We start from the raw sequence: 1199 nt of genomic DNA on the forward strand, positions 1-1199 counted from the left end.
TGAGGTGGTCAACTACCTAATTTTCAGGGAAAAAGTACCTGAATTTTCCCCCGATCCCCGCAATGGCTGGCACTTTTTGAGGGGAAAAAAGTCCAAAAGTCTTATCCAACAAGGTTTTTAGATTTATTCAGCAGACCCTAAATAGGTTTTTCCTCTGATTTTTCACCTCTACCCGCATCGATCCCGAATGCGGGTTTTTTGACAAATTGCCGAAAGCTAAGGGCCAAATCAGGAAGATTTAGTAAATTCTAGACCGTTTTCGCTACCGTAACGCTCCATAAAACGCATAAAACGATCCCACTCTGCGGGAGAATTGAAAATAACCGTAGCTTCGATCGCCGTGGGTTTACCGTTGATAAATTTGCCTTTTACTTCCCTGGTGACTATTTCCCCCTCCTCATCAATGAGATACATCCCCGTGATTTCCTCGGTTTGTTGATCTCCGAGGATAGTCGGTTGCTCAAAATAAAATTTTGCCGATCCTTTCTCCCCCGTTTTAGTGCGACTTAAGCGGATATCGGGAACAACAGGTTCTTTTAACCCCTTGGAAAACTGAATTTCTGCCATTACTTTTCTTTATCCTTGTCATGAAATACACATTTCTAGATCATCTCACACCAAGTCGCAAGTAAAAAGCAGATGGGACAGCATAAGCTCAAAATATCAATACCAATATCATTTTTCCTTATTCGTAGCAGGCCTATCCATTAGTCATACTAAATCCTATTTAAAAGGTATAGGAGAGTGGGGAGTGGGGAGCAGGGAGCGGGGAGCAGGGAAAAACAATCCATAACTTGGGAGTTAATCACACTATTAAAAACGGATTCGGTGTCACATCTTTCTTAACACAAAATTTGACAAAAAGACAAAAGTATGCCAAGTGGCTCAAGTTGCTTCTCTGGAGGTAACTAATTTGATGGAATAGTTCCGGCGTTCTAGTCGGTCGTTAATTTCCATGCCCTCTATAATACAGCCCCTGTCAGGGTTCTGTCCCTTCTCAATTAAAACTTTTTATTGCGCTGACTAATTACGCGTGTTTTAGCTTACTTGTGTCCTTAAATAAGTAGTCATGCAAAATTAATTACCCAAATAAAAAATTAAGAAGTATAATACATAAAAAAACGAAGCAGCAGGAAAATACAATGAGATTGATTAGAGACCTAAACCCCGAGAGCCAGAAAATGCTAGAGAGAATTTAT

Annotated in this window: 1 protein-coding gene; it reads right to left on the minus strand. The window is 40.3% G+C overall.

Annotated features, from left to right (window positions below):
- Positions 1–228: 228 nt before the first annotated feature.
- A complete protein-coding gene (gene psb28 / locus O9332_RS07680) occupies positions 229–567 on the minus strand; it encodes a photosystem II reaction center protein Psb28 (protein WP_002758684.1) in 339 nt (112 codons plus the stop codon).
- Positions 568–1199: the final 632 nt, after the last annotated feature.

This window comes from Microcystis sp. LE19-10.1B (genome assembly GCF_027530565.1).
In the GTDB taxonomy this organism is placed as follows: domain Bacteria; phylum Cyanobacteriota; class Cyanobacteriia; order Cyanobacteriales; family Microcystaceae; genus Microcystis; species Microcystis aeruginosa.

Bases quoted from the DNA above. Each gene is read 5' to 3' on its own strand.
- psb28 (WP_002758684.1), bottom strand. From the start codon at position 567: ATGGCAGAAATTCAGTTTTCCAAGGGGTTAAAAGAACCTGTTGTTCCC.